Annotated in this window: 15 protein-coding genes; 5 read left to right on the top strand and 10 right to left on the bottom strand. The window is 36.1% G+C overall.

All coding sequences use genetic code 11. From position 1 onward, the window contains the following. Nucleotides 1-15: 15 nt before the first annotated feature. Nucleotides 16-1,119 (top strand): metallophosphoesterase, encoded by a 1,104-nt coding sequence (locus ABD745_RS13945; RefSeq protein WP_344831002.1) that lies wholly within the window; start codon nucleotides 16-18, stop codon nucleotides 1,117-1,119. A gap of 274 nt (nucleotides 1,120-1,393) precedes the next feature. On the opposite strand, the gene ABD745_RS13950 is transcribed toward ABD745_RS13945, so the two are convergent. From ABD745_RS13950 to ABD745_RS13960, 3 genes are all read right to left on the bottom strand, one after another. Beyond that, nucleotides 1,394-1,729, bottom strand: a complete 336-nt coding sequence (locus tag ABD745_RS13950; RefSeq protein WP_344831003.1) for a helix-turn-helix domain-containing protein — start codon at nucleotides 1,727-1,729, stop codon at nucleotides 1,394-1,396. Then, the gene (locus tag ABD745_RS13955; RefSeq protein WP_344831006.1) at nucleotides 1,710-2,159 is read right to left on the bottom strand and encodes a helix-turn-helix domain-containing protein; all 450 of its coding nucleotides are present in this window, start codon (nucleotides 2,157-2,159) and stop codon (nucleotides 1,710-1,712) included. Before ABD745_RS13955 ends, ABD745_RS13950 begins: the two co-directional genes overlap by 20 nt. A 490-nt stretch (nucleotides 2,160-2,649) precedes the next feature. After that, on the bottom strand, nucleotides 2,650-3,027 hold the full coding sequence (locus ABD745_RS13960; protein WP_344831008.1) for a hypothetical protein: 378 nt from the start codon (nucleotides 3,025-3,027) through the stop codon (nucleotides 2,650-2,652). Between the two features lie 318 nt (nucleotides 3,028-3,345). Between ABD745_RS13960 and ABD745_RS13965 the strand changes: the two genes are divergently transcribed. Beyond that, a complete protein-coding gene (locus ABD745_RS13965; protein WP_344831010.1) occupies nucleotides 3,346-4,641 on the top strand; it encodes a tyrosine-type recombinase/integrase in 1,296 nt (431 codons plus the stop codon). Between the two features lie 177 nt (nucleotides 4,642-4,818). Here ABD745_RS13965 and ABD745_RS13970 read toward each other — a convergent pair whose 3' ends face one another. Next, on the bottom strand, nucleotides 4,819-5,187 hold the full coding sequence (locus ABD745_RS13970) for a winged helix-turn-helix transcriptional regulator (protein WP_344831012.1): 369 nt from the start codon (nucleotides 5,185-5,187) through the stop codon (nucleotides 4,819-4,821). A gap of 96 nt (nucleotides 5,188-5,283) precedes the next feature. Between ABD745_RS13970 and ABD745_RS13975 the strand changes: the two genes are divergently transcribed. Continuing rightward, entirely contained in the window at nucleotides 5,284-5,889 is a 606-nt protein-coding gene (locus ABD745_RS13975; protein ID WP_344831014.1) for an FMN-dependent NADH-azoreductase, read from the top strand. Nucleotides 5,890-6,189: 300 nt separating this feature from the next. Here the strand turns inward: ABD745_RS13975 and ABD745_RS13980 are convergent, their stop codons facing one another. The 6 genes from ABD745_RS13980 to ABD745_RS14005 all read right to left on the bottom strand — a co-directional run bounded on the left by ABD745_RS13980 (nucleotide 6,190) and on the right by ABD745_RS14005 (nucleotide 12,235). After that, nucleotides 6,190-7,521, bottom strand: a complete 1,332-nt coding sequence (locus ABD745_RS13980; RefSeq protein ID WP_344831017.1) for a hypothetical protein — start codon at nucleotides 7,519-7,521, stop codon at nucleotides 6,190-6,192. 127 nt (nucleotides 7,522-7,648) lie between these two features. Then, entirely contained in the window at nucleotides 7,649-8,650 is a 1,002-nt protein-coding gene (locus ABD745_RS13985; protein WP_344831019.1) for an alpha/beta fold hydrolase, read from the bottom strand. A 191-nt stretch (nucleotides 8,651-8,841) separates the two neighbouring features. Further along, the gene (locus ABD745_RS13990) at nucleotides 8,842-9,345 is read right to left on the bottom strand and encodes a RidA family protein (RefSeq protein ID WP_344831021.1); all 504 of its coding nucleotides are present in this window, start codon (nucleotides 9,343-9,345) and stop codon (nucleotides 8,842-8,844) included. Nucleotides 9,346-9,378: 33 nt separating this feature from the next. Further along, the gene (locus ABD745_RS13995) at nucleotides 9,379-10,569 is read right to left on the bottom strand and encodes a serine hydrolase domain-containing protein (RefSeq protein ID WP_344831023.1); all 1,191 of its coding nucleotides are present in this window, start codon (nucleotides 10,567-10,569) and stop codon (nucleotides 9,379-9,381) included. Between the two features lie 220 nt (nucleotides 10,570-10,789). Further along, nucleotides 10,790-11,587 (bottom strand): hypothetical protein, encoded by a 798-nt coding sequence (locus tag ABD745_RS14000; RefSeq protein WP_344831026.1) that lies wholly within the window; start codon nucleotides 11,585-11,587, stop codon nucleotides 10,790-10,792. Between the two features lie 21 nt (nucleotides 11,588-11,608). Continuing rightward, nucleotides 11,609-12,235: a carboxypeptidase-like regulatory domain-containing protein gene (locus tag ABD745_RS14005; protein ID WP_344831029.1), complete on the bottom strand. Its 627-nt coding sequence runs from the start codon at nucleotides 12,233-12,235 to the stop codon at nucleotides 11,609-11,611. A 319-nt stretch (nucleotides 12,236-12,554) separates the two neighbouring features. Between ABD745_RS14005 and ABD745_RS14010 the strand changes: the two genes are divergently transcribed. Both ABD745_RS14010 and ABD745_RS14015 read left to right on the top strand, forming a co-directional pair. Next, complete coding sequence (locus tag ABD745_RS14010; RefSeq protein WP_344831032.1) at nucleotides 12,555-14,558, top strand: tetratricopeptide repeat-containing sensor histidine kinase; 2,004 nt, start codon at nucleotides 12,555-12,557, stop codon at nucleotides 14,556-14,558. Further along, entirely contained in the window at nucleotides 14,551-15,180 is a 630-nt protein-coding gene (locus tag ABD745_RS14015; RefSeq protein ID WP_344831035.1) for a response regulator transcription factor, read from the top strand. The genes ABD745_RS14010 and ABD745_RS14015 overlap by 8 nt, the downstream gene beginning before the upstream one ends. The last annotated feature ends 298 nt before the right edge of the window (nucleotides 15,181-15,478 follow it).

Below are 15,478 nucleotides of genomic sequence, written 5' to 3' on the forward strand. Positions count from 1 at the left end.
TTATAAAAAGAATATATGAAGAAGAATATATCACTATTTCTGTTGCTGCTGTCTGCAGTGGTTTTTGGGCAGGAAAAATTTCAGGCTCCAAAATTAGACAATGAAAAATCATGGAGCATCGTTCTGATCCCGGACACACAAAACTATGTGAAATGGAACAGAAATCAACCGATTTTGGATCTGATGGTAAGATGGATTGAGGATAATATCTCTCCACTTAATATTAAAATGGTTTGCCAGGTTGGAGATTTGGTGGAACATAATAATATTCTTAATCAAGGATATGATGGAGATCAAAGTGCAGATGACCAGTGGAAATCTATACAATCAATCTTGGGAAGGCTGAATGGAAAAGTACCTTACATAGCTGCAACGGGAAATCATGACTTCAGTATCAATAGCGAAGGCAGAAGATTTTCCCGTTATAATGAGTTTTTCCCATCTAATTTTAACAGTTTAAATCAGAAATATTTAGCACAAAACTTTTTTAATGATGCCGGTGCTCCAAGCATGGAAAATTCTGTTTTGGAACTTAAAGGATTAAATGGTCAGGACTATTTATTTCTAAGCCTTGAATTTGCGCCGAGAAATAAAACGTTGGAATGGGCTAAAAAAGTGTTGGATATGCCTCAATATAAAAACCATAAATCGATTTTAATCACTCATGCCTTCCTGAATGAGAAAGACAAGAGAACGGATAAAGAGAATTCATGGTTCATGTACGAGCCTTTTTTGGTAAACAATGTGCCTCAAAAATCCAAAACCATTGCACTTCCGGAGTCTAATAACGGAGAACAGATATGGCAAAAGCTGATACAGCCGTCTCAAAACCTTGAGTTGGTGTTAAGTGGTCATATCTCCGGTGAAGGCTTCCGCGTAGATTCTAATAATTATGGGAAGAACGTGAATCAGATGCTTTTTGATATGCAGAGTGAAGGCGGAGGTCACCGTGATGGTAACGGAGGTGATGGCTGGCTAAGAATTATTGAATTCTATCCGGATAATAAAACCGTAAAAGTGAAAACGTACTCGCCTCTTTTCGGTATTTCACCGGTTACTCAAAAAAATGCCTATAAAACGGATCCTAGAAACGAGTTTACTTTTAAACTTTCAGAGTGATATGAGAATTAAATGATATAGAATAGAAAGGAGACAACTATAATGTAGTCTCCTTTTTTGACTTTTCACGGATAAAATGCAAACTCTTTTTTACAAGATTTGGATGGCTTAGTAGCACTTAAAAAAAGTGTCTTACCTATTTTTCTTATTGATTAACTTAAAGAACGCCTAACTCAGATAAGGTAAACATCCACTCTTTTTATTTTCATCGAGGAAAATTCCCCAGTATCATGACACAAATGGACATGTAAAACCATATTTTTAAAACATATTTTTAAAACTTAAATAATCTCTTCCAACGTGTCACCGTATTTCTGCTTAGTTTGAAGTGCAAAGCGAGCTGAGTATTATTTAGATAGTTGTATTTTTGATACTTTAAGATTTCTATAATATCACCTTTGGTGTAGTTCCGATGCTTCTGATTGTTTTTTTCCTGGATGTCATTCGGTTTTCCAAAAATCCTGTTATTTAGTTCTAAAATATCAAATACCGATAACTTTTTCTTAGACAGCAATTGATCACATTCTACCTTTTTTTCAGGAAATTTCATATTAATTATATCCGTATAAATCTTCTTGTAATTCGGTGGTTTATTTGGCTGTTCTTTCATTTGCAGTATTGTATTTATCAATCCATCTATGAAGCGTACTTTTAGGAATTCCATACTCTTCTCTTATTTGAAGCTTTGTTTTATGACCGTTATTAAGCAGTTCTAATATAAAGTCGATGATTTCCCGGGTATAAATATTCTTGCGAAAATAAGGAAGGGCAGTTTTTTTTTGCAGTAGATTTTCGGAAAGTGCACTGGGCGGTGAGTAGAGAATCAAATGCTGTGTGTATATTCTAAAGAAGTCATACTCGAGAAGCTTGGACCATCGTAATAAAAAGGCAGTGTCCAGACTTGCTGACTTATACATAGTCTCAATTTCGCCCTCAGAACATTTGAGAAAGCTGCAGCTTCTTTCTATTGAAATATTCAGTTCTTGACTTCTTGTATAGATAAGAGATCCGATGTGGATGTTTTTTAAATCAATATTCATAATTTGATGTTTCAGTTTTCTTTACTATTTTATTAAAATATATCCTTAATTGCTGCTTCTGGCTTTTGGTCAATCCCAAAACATTTAACCTCACTTTTGTATGGAGTCCGTCATGTCTTTTTAATTGTATATAAAATTGATTGTTTATCAATGAAAAATCATCCAATACATTTATAGGAAATTCAATAATCGGATTAATCCATCCCTTTCTTAAAGGAGAATATAATTTGATACTGCAAACCATTCCGGAATTTTCTATTTCAAAGAATCTGCACTTCCAAAGTTTTAGGCATAAAAAGAACATTATGACTGAAAGGAGCATTATAAAGACAGCTTTGTATGATTTCTTAAAAGGAAGGAACAAAGAGAGAGATAGCAACAACATATTTGTACAGAGCAAAAACAGTATGATCATGATGTAAATTCTGATTCGCTTGTTATTGTCAAGTTTAAATGAGTCTTTCATTTTTATCTTTCCTGCTCTTTTAGGTTATGAATTATTTTTCTTCTCATTATTCCTTACATAATAAATAATAAAAATAATTGCAAAAACGAATAAAAACGGCACATATTTGTCGATAGATACCGCCTGTGCCCTATTTAAATCCGAAGGAGAGGGAAACGCATTAGCTTTCTTTCCTTTAGCATCTTTACTTTTAATATAAACCCTGTGGCTGCCTATTTCTTTTTTTTCTATGAGAGAATCATTTTGCAGATTTTTATTTTCTTTCATGGAAATTCCTGCATAGCTGTAATTGGCACTAAAATCCTTTAATGACGATTTTAACCTATTACCTGTCAAAATGCTGCCTGAAACAAGAATGGTTAAAAGGCAACAGTACATCACGTATGAATAAATATTTTTCATGACTTTAAGTATTTCAATTAATATCTAGATTATTATGTGTTAGATTTAAAAGGTAGTCCTATGTAGACTACTTTCAGATATTAATCATTTGACCCTTAAATGACAGAATAAACGTTTGTAAAAAACAGCCGTTATATTAGGGTTTTACAAAACTTCACGAAGTAGTGGGATAATTACGTGCATGTATTTGTAGAACAAATGCTTAAATGTATTTGTTTTTTGATAAAATTTGTATACTTTTACATCGAAAAGTAGTCTACATAGGACTACTTTTTTTATGTTAAATTCGTTGAATATTAACTCATTAAAAATTCAACAATGACATTTTTCTTTTTCCTTACAAAAAATAATACAGGTAAAAATATCAACCTGAAATTAATAGATGAAAATAAAAAAATAGACTTTATATTTCGTTTACCTCTGTATATTGATGAAAAAGAATGGGATAAAGAAAAACAACGACCGAAGAACATCTACCTTAAAAATCACAAAAAGATAAACAACAAGCTGGATGAGTTGAAAATATCGTTGACCGAATACTTAAAAAGCAAGGCGACTAAAACTACAATTACACAACGCTCGCTGTCTAAGCAAGTACAAAAAATCTGTTCCATTAAAAAAAACTGCTATTCGGAAAATTGTTTACTGAATCTTATTGACTATTATATCACGATAAAAAAAGGGTTAATTTGTAATTCGACCTATAAAAGATATAAAGTTTTCTTTAATCTTATCCAACGGTTTGAAGGTCATTTGACAGAAAGACTTTATACTCAGGAAACAGATATGCAGATCATTAATCAGTTTTTGAGCTTTGGAAAAAAAGAAGAGTATAGTGAAAATACCATCTACAGAACGATACACTTTATAAAAACAATTCTCAATTTCGCCGAAAGAAGAGGAATACCAACTCACGTTCGGGAATTGGAAATAAGAAGAGAAAGACAACAAAAAGAAATTCTTACCCTCAGCGAACAAGAAATTTTAAAAATAAAGCATACAAAAGTTCCAAAAGATCTTCAAAGAGCTAAAGACTGGTTGCTGATAAGCTGTTATACAGGACAGAGGGTTTCAGATTTCATGAGGTTTTCAGCTGACAAAATTACAAAGGTTGATAATTGCGAATGCCTTTTTTTTACTCAACAAAAAACCAAAAAAGAAATACTGCTGCCTCTGCATCCTACCGTGCTGAATGTAATTCGGGGAAACAATCATTCCTTTCCTAAACCGATGAGTCTGACGCACTATAATGAGGATATCAAAAAAGTTGCGCAAATGGCTGATTTAACTCAGCTGGTTAAAGTAGGCAAACGTGAAGGGTATAGAACAAAATATAAAGAAATACAAAAATGGACTGCCTTAACAAGCCATGTCGGAAGGCGAAGTTTTGCAACTAATTTTTATGGAAGAATCCCCACTGCCCTGTTAATGGAAGCAACAGGACACAGTACCGAACAAATGTTTCTCCAGTACATAAACCCAATAAATAAGGAAAGAATATTATCACTGAGTAACTACTTTGATAAAATGTATAAGGATAGAAACTCTGAAAACCACAACGAACAATTTTTTATAACCTCAAATTATAAAACCAACAAATATTGTAATTTGTAATTTTTATTACAAAATTTATCCAAATATTGCCCGGATGTCAAAATAGTTGGGCAGGCAGAATCCGTAAATGAAACCCTTGTAGTTATAAGGGAAACAGCTCCTGCATTGGTATTTCTGGACGTCAATATGCCGGTTGAAAATGGTTTTAAGTTATTTGAAAAAATATCGGATATTAATTTACTCCCCTTTTTGAATTCTACTTTTATGATTTCTTCCCCAATCACCCAAAACTGACACTAAATTTTTGAGCGATTCTGCATATGCGGTAGGAACATATTCTACAATAACTGGAGTACTATCCGCAGCCACGGTCCGTTTTACCAAACCATTTATTTCTAAGGACTTTAGCTCACTTGATAGCACTCTTGCAGAAATCCCTATGACCGTTCTCTGTATTTCATTGAATCGTGTATGCCCGCTTACCAATGCAATAACAATCCTCAGTTTCCATTTACCACCTAGTACATACAAAGCATCTTCAACTGCAGCTAAGTTTTTAGCACATTCTACCTCCGAATATATTATCTGCTGCTTTTTAACCATCATGAAATAATTTAGTAACCTGAATATTAGTACTAACCTTTAGTTTAGTACTAATATTTTATTAGCTAAGATATGTAATTTTGTTGCATAAATAATAAAATGAAAAAAATTCTTCACATCAGTTCAAGCCCGAAAATAGAAAAGTCATCTAGCAGAAAACTAGGAAAAGAAATTGTTAGAAAAATAACTGAAAAATACCCTGATAGTAGAGTTCAGGAATATGACCTTACAAAAATCCAAATTCCGCATCTGGACGAGCAGCATATCAATTCATTTTTTACAAGTCCGCATGATCGTTCTTCCATACAAAACATGTCCATAAGACACTCTGATCTTGCTATTTACCAATTACAGGAAGCTGATATTATAGTTATTGAAGCGCCTATGTATAATTTTACGATAACTTCAACTTTAAAAGCCTATTTCGACAGTATTGCCAGATCCGGTATTACTTTCCGCTATACGGGAAAAGGATTGTTACCAGAAGGTCTATTAAAACATAAACAAGCTTATATTGCTACTTCCTCTGGCGGTATTTATTCAGAAGGCGAATTAAAGAAGTATGACTTTGCAACTAATTACACTCGTTTCTTCCTTGAACTTATCGGCATAAATGTAATTGACATTTTTCGTTCGGAAGGACAGGCAATTATCGGAGAGGAAGAAGCATTACAGAATGGGATCAATAGTATCGTAATTAAATAAAATTAACAACATGCAAGGTTATAAAATTATCTAGCTTGAGGTAAAAAAATATTGAGGAATATTTATATTAAAATCATAATCATTGATATACCACATTAAGCTAATATAAAATTGAAACTAATCGTATTACAAGTAAATTTATAAGAAATAATTAATACAATAAAATGTAGACTTTAAAAAAATTCTTTTAATGAAGTCAAGATATTAAATATATTTTTAATTTCTAATGAGATTGTGTTTATTTCAGGGAAAATGACTGCTCTCGTTACGCTTTCAAACCGAAGCCGTATTCCGTTTCTGTTAATTTGCTAATCCGTTATGCGTAGTTTCTATTTTTTTGTCAGTTTTCAGTTTATAGTTGCCCGTTACTTCATCTTTTGTCACAGAGTATCCATCATTAAGCTCTAGTACCCAACCCTCTCCGCTTATAGTTTTATTCTCCGTTTTCAAAGGACTGGTGACTAAAATCTTGTCCCATTTAGAGCTCATTAACGCTCCATTCTCAACGGTAAGTATTCCCCATTTATCGGTAACTCTAATATTTGGATAGACTGTTCCCTTGCCTTCAATGGGTATAATATTTCTTGGATCAAATGATACATTCATTTTCTCAAATATAAGCTCAAAATGGGGTTGGGCAATAAATTTATTTTTGTACTCAGCAATCAGTTTTTTTGTTTTTTTTTCTCTTGCTTCTTCTTCTGAAATAATTGCCTTTCCGTTGTATTGATTTAAAATTAAGGCAGTCGTTTTCCTTAAATCATTTGGTACTGTTATATCAAATGCTTTTATAAGGTACTCAGCCAGGTTTGTTTTAATTGTTATTTCTCTGTTCCATCCTTTTTTTGTATTATCAAGTAAGTAACCGTAGACAGGAATTGTTTGATAAGCAAATGAACGGACAAATGTAGGATTGCTCAAAAAAGAATTTATGCTTTGCACAAAGTGTTTGGATAATTGCTTTTTATTTCTCCCGCTAATTATTGAACCCGTGTATTCAGCAATCCCTTCATTTAGTTCTAATAAGTTTTCGGTAGTGTCTGCTCCGGGATAAAGCAAATATCTGTATTTCTTAAAAGTAAAGGCATTAGTAAGATGCGTTTTTCGTTCAATTTTATTGTTTGTTTGTAACGCCTTCTTTAATGCTTCCAGTTCTAAACGCAAATAAATTCTACCATCCTTTTGATCAAGGTGATTGTTTTCAACGTTAAATAGCTGGAAACCTAATAATGGCTGACTTACGTGAAACAACTCGTGGGCAAGCAAATTTATTCTGTCCTGTTTATTGATCGGCAATGGAAGCATAATCATAGCCCAACGTCTGCCGTTCCAATTGACAGCCGTGTTCGCAATATTAATTTCGGCAGGTAAAATTCCGGAATAAATCTTGCCGTTTTGCTTGAAAATACCAGCGCTATCGGGAAAGTTTGCAAATATTTGCCTCGAATCAGGATTGACTAATAGCATCGGTCCATATAAATTTTTTCTCCATAGTTGTTGATGTTTGTCTGCCTCAATTTTTATTTCATTGAAATTAGTTGAAATGCTGTCATGAAAAATTGAAATTTCCTGCCCAAACGATAATTGAATGAACATTAAAAACAATATCGTGATGTAAAATCTTTTAATCATATGATTACTTTTAAAAATTACCTATAACGTTTAGGCTTGACGAAAGCGGGTAATTGAAGTTGATATTTTCACTAATGTATAAAAGCTTAATAAAATTTCTAACCTTGAACCCTGTACAAATCGCAACTTATTTTTGATGCAATATTTTACCCACCATTTCATTGATTGCGTTTTCAACTACTTTTGGATTATCCTGATTGATATAATGACCACTATTGGGAACTAGAATTTGTTTGCTGTCTGTTGAAAGAAGTAAAAAATATTTTTGCATTTTATACCACGCATTGATCATTTCAAGTTTTAATTTTTTGTCTTTAATAGAAGAATCGTAACGCTTTGGATCTGCAGCGGTCAGTACCAAAAGAGGGATATTACCGAAAGACTTTATTTTTGCCGCTTCTTTTTTTACAGAACTCATGTGACCCTGTTCTTCCAACACCGCATCTGCACTTTTGTAAAGCAAAGCGGGCATGATGGAATTTTGATATTTATATCGTTTTTCAGCGGGAAACATACTTTTAAACATTAATCTGGCAAGCCCAAAAGTATTGGCAAACTTCAAAAAACTACCTGGCAACCCCTGATTGACCATTTTGAACAGTTCCGGTGATAGATATTTTTTATCATCAGGACATTGACTATCCACCAATATTACGCCTGCAACATCTTGAGGATACTGATTGATGAAAAACCGAACAAGTGTTCCTCCAAACGAATGTCCAACCAGAATATAAGGCTTGGGTACGTTAGATTTTTCGAGCAAGAGATGCAGTTCTTCAGCCATCTTTTCACCTGATTTTGGATTCTGACCGCGTTCACTCCATAATATTCCTGACCTGTCATATGAAAAACTTGTATAAGAAGAGGGTAATTCTTGTTGAATATGGTACCATTGCAGATGTCCGGCCGGATCGAATGCCGTTTCAAAAACAACAGTTGGTCCTCCATTTCCTTTTTTGTAATAATGCAACCGGTGATTGTCAACTTCCACAAAATTACCGTCAGGTTTGATTTTTTCAGCATCATTCCGGGATATCCTTTCAAAGATAAATCCTGCAATAAGCAATAATATAATCAATGTAACTAAGCCTAATCCTATCCGTTTGATCCATTTGAGAAAAGCCTTCATATGTATTTGTTTTTATTACAAATTGTGTGTGTATTTTGGTATTGATTTCTGACAGAGTCGAATTTTCCATTTCTTCATAATACCGGAGAAAGTTTTCCAATATTTTTAACGCGTAATTGATTGTTGGTAATGGTTAGCAGCTTATGATAAACTTTCAAACCATTGCAAAGGAATGACCATTATATACGTTTTTATTCCTCATCTTCTTCAAGATGTGCAATTAGTTCGATTTCCAACTTCGCATCCGGCTCATACAACCTGTTTACCTGAACCCAGCTTGCAGCAGGAAAATCGCCTTTATAAAAGGATTTTCTGGTACTGTTATACTTTTTCATAGTTTCAATATCTGTCGTGTAAAGTGTTTCTTTAACAACATTCTTTGAAGAAGCGCCAAACGCTTTCAGACATTGATTAAGCCTTTCATAAACCTCGCTGACCCCTTTTGGGCTCAGGTCATTGGTAGGAACGCCTGAAATGTAAATTACCTTCCCGGATTTAACAACCTGAGCATATCCCGCTGTTGTATTTTGATCTTTGCCGCCTCCCCAATGCCACTTCTCTTTAGCTATTGTTAGCGGCTTCTTTTCATGCTTATCAACAGTAGTATTTTCACTGTTAGTATTTTTGCAACTGCTATTAGCCAGCATAAACAGCAACAGAGAATAATTAATCATCTGCTTATATATTTGCTTCATCGTGATTGTATATTATTTCAGTTATAATTAATCTCACAGTTTTCGTCTATCCTTAAGTTTAATGCCATATTGATAAAGATCTTCATAGATCTCAAAGAATTTATTCTCTTCTTTTTCACTCAACGAAGTATTCATGAAAAGGATGACCGCAACTTGCTTCTTTAGATCAGAAAGCATAAAAACCCTTACCCCTGGATCTGATCCATTATGTCCGATCCTGGTACCACCCATCTTGGTCGCCCAGAAAATCCCTGAATTCAGGGATTGTGGCTTGACATTTTCAGGTTTGTTGGCATCATCAAACTGGAACCTGAGCATTTCTCTAACAGTTTTAACTTCTAACACCTGCCTGTTTTTAAATTTCCCGTCGCTTAACAGACAGATAAAGAAATTGCTTAAATTGTCTACAGAGGTTCGTACTCCTCCGTCGGGATAAGTAGTACAGCCGTATAAAAGTATTTGCTGGACTTCATCACCTTGCTTTTCATAAAGCTTTGTATGCTTTTTCAGGTTTATCTCAGAGATAAACCAGCCGGTATCTTTCATATTTAATGGACCAAACAGGTACTTTTTACTGTATTCGTTTAATTTTTGACCTGTCCTTACTTCAACGATATACCCTGCAAGTCCGGCCCCAATATTGGAATATTCACGGAATGTTCCTGGTTTATGGTTCAGAAAATTTTCTTTGGAATAGTACTTACCACCGGGAATAAAATAGTTCTTCAGGAAATCACCCAATTCCTGTGGCGAATCTTTACCCTTAAAGTAAAGGCTATCGGTATAGAAAGGATACCGATCGGTAAGGCCAGAAGTATGGGTAGAAAGATTTCGGAGGGTTATTTTTTCTTCCGGAAAATAAGGGTTGTGAATTTTGAAGGGAAGATAGTTGTTAATATCCTCATCCAAGGAAAGTTTCCCCTGCTCTACTGCTTTCATGAGACAGGCACCGGTTATGGTTTTAGAAACCGACGCAATATTCATCAAAGTTGATGTTGTAAAAGCTTCACCGGTTTGTTTATCGGAAAATCCGTACCCTTTTTTCCAGACAACTTTTTTATCGATAATAATGGCTGCACCGAGTCCGACAATCCCGCTTTCGGACATCTTTTTACCGATCAGGCTGTCAATATCCATATTCCCAGGATTACTTTGTGCAAAAACGGTTGGAGTAAAAACTAATGTTCCAATGCAAAACAGAAGTATCCACTTGTAATTATTCATTTATTATATATTAAATTAAAAATATTGGGTACAAGCAATAGTATCGCTTAAATATATCATGACACATGCCCTTCGTTAACAAATCGCTCATATCCTTTGCTGCACATGTAAATATTGCTCACATCGAACGGAAAGCATATGAGATTACAAAGATATGCCATCCTTTTCAATGACCATCAATGGATTACCATAAGTTGCCAGACTGCGGATACTATTTAGTTTATTCCTTAAATCCTGAAACTTTGAAATTACTTACCAGTATTCTTGAATCATTAGCATATCGCCACGGTGCCGTTATATAGAAATTTTTAGCCACTGTAGGGCTGAAGAGAACCGTATCGGCTAGCTTTACATCATTGAGATATACCGCCATCCGTTCCCCATCAACCGACAGGACGATATGCATCGGACGATTGATCCATGCCTCAAGATCAAAGGTCGTATTTACAAATTTTTCCGGCTTACTGCTGCCTATATTAACCTGATTAGTATCGTAGTAGTGCAGTTGCACATAAGTCCCGATATTGCTTGCATATTGACGGACACTGTTATCGCTGGCAAAACCAAACGACAATGGCGCAATATCTTTTATCTGTTCTGCTTTTGCGATAATGTCAAAAGATAAGGTAAACCGGCGGGGATAGTTGAGCGGATTGGAAAATTTGTAAATCTCCTTATCCTTTACGTCCAACCATTTCCCTTTCTGACCTTCTACCGTTGTAATAGTAGCCGCTCCATTGGTTTTGAAGCTTGTAGCAGTAGTCCCCGGTTGAAATGCAGAAAAATCTTCGGCGAAAACCAACGAATCACCAGTCACTACAGTGCTACTGCGGTTTCCTGATTTATCTGCGGCTTTCGCTCCTTCTGAATTGGTATTTTTGTCAATCTGTTTTTCTATGGTTTTTGTGACTTTATCTTTTGCTTTTTGAAATATACCACTGAGTTGGGCATGTACCTCAATTCCTGAGAGCAATAATACAAGGAACAGTAGCCCGGTGATTTTTTTATCTATTATCATGATATAAGATATTTTTGTAATCTAATGGAGCCTGACTTTAACGATTTCACCGTTTTCCTTTACCTCGACAAATTCTTCTATCCTGTCTTCATGGTCCACAGAATAATCTTTCTGTTGGTAATAATCTGTCCGCCCACCATAGCCGTTATAACCACTGCCTGTATATTGATTATAGGTGCCGTAGTGTGTATAGCCAAGAAATCCCTGCAGAAAATATTTTCCCGGCTTCATCTCGGGAAAAGTGAATTCCCCGTCACTGTTGGTAACTGCTTCAAGCCTGTATCTGTAGGCTTGGTCCGAGAGATACACATATCGCCTCTTTCTAAGGCTTTCCTTGTCTTTTCTAAGTTGATACCAAGCCTCAAAATAAGGGGTTACAGGAAAAAGAATTACCTTGATCTTGTTAGCATAAATACGCTGACCAGATTTAAAGCCTAAATTATTTTTAGGTTTAGTAAAGGCGATCCCCTTTATCGTCGCTGTACCTTTTGCCAGCATTTTTTTAGCCTGTAGGGAGTCAAATGCCACTTCCGGACGGAAAACCTCTACCTTATCTTTTTTTTCAGGCTCCTTGTACTGGCCAGATGCTACACTTGTTAATGATATTGCAAAGATAAATGCAACAATATTTTTTTTTAGCTTCATCATACTGATCTAAGGATTAATAACTCAACACTGTTAAATGTTTCTCGGGTAGTATTTATCCGAGAAGAATCTTTAAAGGATAATGTTTTCATAATATTATAATTAAGGTGTAGCAACAAAGCTATTGCATGTGACAACGCAAAGAAATACCGATTATTATCGTTTTTTTTCTACTGGTTTTTAGGTATTTTTAAAGGTAGTTTGTGACCGAATGTAAATTGCTTGACAATTATATCGGATATTTACACGTATAATTACTTTGGTTGAAGGGTTTAAATTGAATAATTTGATCCGCAGCCAATGATAAATATTTTTTTTAACAATGACAAAAGCTTTTCTATTCCTGATATGTATTTTGATCTCATTTAAATCTTCCTGCCAACAACAGGTTCCCCTTAATGAGAAGCATTATCTCGACAGTCTGCAGCATATTCTGCAAAAAAAGATTCCAGACAGCTCAAGAGCGAATACCAATTTTCTATTGGTTGAATATTGGAAATTCAAGGATACCCTGAAGAGTAGAGCATATCTGGATGCGGGAATGGCGGCTGCAAAAAACGACAGTTATTTAAAGGCACTTGTTCTTTTCTATCAGGGACAGTATTACTTCAACTGGAACAAACCGAAGGCATCCGTTGCTTTTAAAAAAGCTGAAGAAGCACTTTCCCGCTTCAGCACTAAAAAGGCCTATGTAAAGCGGGCTGCATCGTGGTACAACTATGCTCTGATGAACATGGACAAAATGGGGTATGATTTTATTACGAAAATAACGTTGGAAAAGTCCATCCCTATTGCTGAAAAAGCAGGTGACCCGAGCCGCGTGGCTTACTATTATACCCAGCTTGCAACTATTCTTATGAACAACTACCAGTTTTCAAAAGCAGCTTCATACAATGAAAAAGCTATAAGCCTTTTAGAAAAAAAAGACCCTGGTTCCACTGACCTGCTGTTTTCTTATCTTACTGGGGTAAGCATCTATTCATACGACAATCAAACGGAAAAAGCTCGTTTGCTGCTGGAAAAAGCACAAAAGCTACTAAAACCATATCCTTCCTCCTTGAACTATCCGCTGTATTATAATAACGAAGCCCTATACTACTCCACCATCAAATCTTATGATAAAGCACTCGGCAGTATAGACAAAGGTATTGCATTGGCTAAAAAGTATAACCAGAAGCAACTCTACCAACAGTTTTTTTTCCGCCGATATGATGTCTATCAACAGCAGAAAGAATATGGAAAGGCCCGGCAGATATTACTGGATATTGTGAAAGAAGGGACTTTGACCGCCAAAATCAATGACAGGGCAACGATTTATTCCGAACTGTCCAAAATAAATGAAAAGTTAGGGGATTATAAAGAGGCTTATCATTGGCTGAGCAAATACAGCCAGACCAGTGACAGTATAAGCAGTGACCAAACCAAGGTAAAGATTAATGAGCTGGAGACCAGGTACAGTAGCGCGAAAAGCCAGCAAAAAATACAGACCCTGCAATCTGAGAACAGACAGGCACAGCTTAGCGCCCGCAATGACAGCCTGTATAAGCTTATCTTGGGCATGGGATGCCTTTTTCTTCTTCTTTTGCTTGTTTTTGTACTTCTTACTGCCCGTAGCAGGCGGAAGCTGGCACAGCAAAGAGAGATTAATTACAGGCAGCAACTTAGTGAAATGGAAAGGAAGAACCAGCTCAAGATCACCAAAGCGATGCTTGAAGGTGAAGAGCTTGAAAGGGAACGGGTTGCAAGGGATCTGCATGATGGTCTCGGCGGAATGCTATCAGGAGTTAAAATAGGGCTTTCAGGCTGGACAGATACCCAGCCCGGCATCTCCGATGATAAAGACCTTCACCGTATTATCGGACAGTTGGACACTTCCGTCACCGAACTGCGCCGGATTGCCCGCAATATGGTACCCGAGACATTATTAAAGTTTGGCCTTGAAACCGCGTTAAAAGACCTGTGCGAATTCTATATGCGTGATGGACTCCTGATTACTTCAGAAATGTTCGGCATCCAAAAAAACATTGCGATGAACGTACAGCTCAACATTTACCGCATTGTGCAGGAACTGATATCAAACGCGATCAAGCATGCCCATGCGGACAACCTTATCTTGCAGTGCAGCCAAAATGAAAATACCATTTTTGTCACCTTTGAAGATAACGGGAGAGGCTTCGATATGACCTCACTTTCCGGTAAGAAAGGAATGGGTCTGGATAACCTTCGCAACCGAATAGCATTCCTGCAAGGAAAATTTGAAGTGCATTCTGCTCCAGGCGAAGGAACGAGTATAAACATTGAACTTAAAACAAGTACTGATGAATAAACTGCTTACTGTCATAGTAGATGACCACCCCATCGTTATCGAAGGGCTTAAAACCCTGCTTAAAAATGAAGACAATCTGGAGATTGTAGCCGGCTTTTCAACCGGGAAGCAGCTTCTTTCTTATTTAAGCGGGAACCCCGTTGATCTTGTCCTCTTGGATGTTACCTTACCAGATATTGGCGGTATGGAACTTTGCCAGATGGTCAAAAAAGAATTCTCGGATACAACGATACTCATTCTCAGCAACCATACCGAACGGAGCATTATTATGCAGACCATCCAGAACGGCGCCAGTGGCTATCTTCTAAAAAACAGCTCGCTTGAGGAGCTTCGCCAGTGTATTACGGAGGCCGTAAAGGGAAATATCTGTTATAGTATGGAAGTAGTGGAAATTATCAGCCGACCGACCAAAAACCAGTTGCGCGGTACTCCACAACTCACCAGAAGGGAAAAGCAGATTCTATCGCTTCTAGCGCAGGGAAAAACCAGTCAGAATATCGCCCAGGAACTGTTTTTAAGTCCTCTTACAGTGGATACCCACCGAAGGAACCTGATCCAAAAGTTTGAAGTCAAGAATGTTGCCGAAATGATAGCGGCCGCCCACCAGCAGCAACTGCTATAATTCTATTGGTTCATCATCTTTGGTATAGTTGGTTTTCCGTACTAGCAAACGGATAATTTAAGTTCCCCACTAATCCACTGCCAGTATTTCGGGCGTACCAAGGAGGAGTATAATAAGCTATATGTTTTCGAAGTAGATCTAACTCATAAGCCTGCACATTTATCTTATTTATCTCCTCCTCACCCTGCTTTCAAAATTATCCGATTATTGATGAGATAAACAATTTAACCTGTACTAATACTACAAGAAATAATAAATTAACTCTAACACTATAGCAATTAATATAGTATTAATAGGT

The organism is Chryseobacterium ginsenosidimutans, assembly GCF_039536845.1.
GTDB lineage: Bacteria > Bacteroidota > Bacteroidia > Flavobacteriales > Weeksellaceae > Chryseobacterium > Chryseobacterium ginsenosidimutans_B.

What these genes read in the sequence shown, in the direction of transcription:
- ABD745_RS13945 (WP_344831002.1), top strand. Translation starts at nt 16, where the DNA reads ATGAAGAAGAATATATCACTATTTCTGTTGCTGCTGTCTGCAGTGGTT.
- ABD745_RS13950 (WP_344831003.1), bottom strand. Translation starts at nt 1,729, where the DNA reads ATGAAAGAACAGCCAAATAAACCACCGAATTACAAGAAGATTTATACG.
- ABD745_RS13955 (WP_344831006.1), bottom strand. Translation starts at nt 2,159, where the DNA reads ATGAATATTGATTTAAAAAACATCCACATCGGATCTCTTATCTATACA.
- ABD745_RS13960 (WP_344831008.1), bottom strand. Translation starts at nt 3,027, where the DNA reads ATGAAAAATATTTATTCATACGTGATGTACTGTTGCCTTTTAACCATT.
- ABD745_RS13965 (WP_344831010.1), top strand. Translation starts at nt 3,346, where the DNA reads ATGACATTTTTCTTTTTCCTTACAAAAAATAATACAGGTAAAAATATC.
- ABD745_RS13970 (WP_344831012.1), bottom strand. Translation starts at nt 5,187, where the DNA reads ATGATGGTTAAAAAGCAGCAGATAATATATTCGGAGGTAGAATGTGCT.
- ABD745_RS13975 (WP_344831014.1), top strand. Translation starts at nt 5,284, where the DNA reads ATGAAAAAAATTCTTCACATCAGTTCAAGCCCGAAAATAGAAAAGTCA.
- ABD745_RS13980 (WP_344831017.1), bottom strand. Translation starts at nt 7,521, where the DNA reads ATGATTAAAAGATTTTACATCACGATATTGTTTTTAATGTTCATTCAA.
- ABD745_RS13985 (WP_344831019.1), bottom strand. Translation starts at nt 8,650, where the DNA reads ATGAAGGCTTTTCTCAAATGGATCAAACGGATAGGATTAGGCTTAGTT.
- ABD745_RS13990 (WP_344831021.1), bottom strand. Translation starts at nt 9,345, where the DNA reads ATGAAGCAAATATATAAGCAGATGATTAATTATTCTCTGTTGCTGTTT.
- ABD745_RS13995 (WP_344831023.1), bottom strand. Translation starts at nt 10,569, where the DNA reads ATGAATAATTACAAGTGGATACTTCTGTTTTGCATTGGAACATTAGTT.
- ABD745_RS14000 (WP_344831026.1), bottom strand. Translation starts at nt 11,587, where the DNA reads ATGATAATAGATAAAAAAATCACCGGGCTACTGTTCCTTGTATTATTG.
- ABD745_RS14005 (WP_344831029.1), bottom strand. Translation starts at nt 12,235, where the DNA reads ATGATGAAGCTAAAAAAAAATATTGTTGCATTTATCTTTGCAATATCA.
- ABD745_RS14010 (WP_344831032.1), top strand. Translation starts at nt 12,555, where the DNA reads ATGACAAAAGCTTTTCTATTCCTGATATGTATTTTGATCTCATTTAAA.
- ABD745_RS14015 (WP_344831035.1), top strand. Translation starts at nt 14,551, where the DNA reads ATGAATAAACTGCTTACTGTCATAGTAGATGACCACCCCATCGTTATC.